The following is a 1396-nucleotide window of genomic DNA, read 5'->3' on the forward strand; positions in this document are numbered from 1 at the left end:
AATCCCGTGATACTCGTGAAGAGGTCGTCGCGCTAGGACAGCTGCACTCTTTTGTTGAGCCGGGTCCTGCCTATACCATTCTTGGTGAAGGGCAGCGAGTATGGGGCGGGCGATCGTTTGATGGCCAGCACGAAAAAAATCGCCGTTGCATGCCTTCTTTTTTCTTTTTGCCTCAAATTGAGCTGATTCGATTTGATCAGCAGTGGTCACTCGCGGTTAACCTAACTGAAGACAAAGCGCGCACGCTTGCAGGCTTGAGAAAGCTTATTTGCGATGTCGCCGCTTTACCTCCGATCTCGTCACACATTCGCTCGATTGTTCATACTCCTGTCAAATCTGAGTGGGATGCGCTGGTACATAAAGTTCTGACTGGGATTGAGAATGATGAGTTTAAAAAAGTTGTGTTGGCTCGCCGCTCTACTGTCCAACTGGATAACAGGTTGAGCGCTGCACAACTGCTTAAAGCGAGCTATTTGAACAACCATCACAGCTTTCATTTCTTGCTGAGTTTAGACAGCAAACACAGTTTTATGGGTTCTACGCCAGAGCGTTTGTATTCTCGTGTTGGACATGAACTTCATACCGAAGCTTTAGCGGGCACGATTGGTCGTGGCGACAATGCCACTCATGATATGGAGTTGGCGAACTGGTTATCTCAGGATTCAAAAAACTTAAACGAAAACCAGTACGTCGTGGACGATATCGTAGAACGCCTTTCTCCTCATTCCGAAATGGTAGAAGTAGAAACCGAACCGAGATTGGTGCGTTTACGTAAGGTGCAGCACCTCAAACGTAATATTCATGCAAGCTTAAAAACAGGCACAAATGGCGTACAACTGCTTTCTGCATTGCAGCCGACGGCCGCAGTGGCAGGTTTGCCTCGTAAAGAGTCGATGCAGTTCATCCTTGATAACGAGCCGTTTGCTCGTGGCTGGTATGCTGGCTCTATGGGTTACATCAGCCATGAACGCGCAGAGTTTTGTGTGGCAATAAGAAGTGCATTGGTGCTTGGCGATCAAGTTCAGCTGTTTGCTGGAGCGGGTATTGTTCCTGGATCAGTTGCTGAACACGAATGGGCTGAGTTAGATAAAAAGATGTCGACGCTGTTAACGTTGATTTCCGATCATCCGCCGCTTGGAGTGGCATCATGAGTTACGATCAAGCGGTTCTCAATCGAATTTGGTCAGAGACCATTTTGACTGAGCTTCACCGATTTGGTGTGAAGCATGTTTGTATCGCGCCGGGATCGCGTTCGACTCCTTTGACTTTAGAAGCGGCGGAACAGCCAAATTTTTCCATTCATACTCATTTTGATGAGCGTGGATTAGGTTTTATGGCGCTTGGTTTGGCGAAAGCGAGCCAAGAGACCGGAAGAGCAATCGTCTGTTCTCCAGTC

Annotated in this window: 2 protein-coding genes; both read left to right on the forward strand. The window is 48.0% G+C overall.

All coding sequences use genetic code 11. The features are described 5' to 3' along the window. On the forward strand, window positions 1–1151 hold a 1151-nt coding region (locus R7Q38_RS23410), incomplete at its 5' end, for an isochorismate synthase (RefSeq protein WP_318114470.1). Continuing rightward, on the forward strand, window positions 1148–1396 hold a 249-nt coding region (locus R7Q38_RS23415), incomplete at its 3' end, for a thiamine pyrophosphate-binding protein (protein WP_318114471.1). The genes R7Q38_RS23410 and R7Q38_RS23415, both read left to right, overlap by 4 nt.

The sequence above is a fragment of the Vibrio sp. Vb0598 genome, assembly GCF_033338935.1.
Classification (GTDB): domain Bacteria; phylum Pseudomonadota; class Gammaproteobacteria; order Enterobacterales; family Vibrionaceae; genus Vibrio; species Vibrio alginolyticus.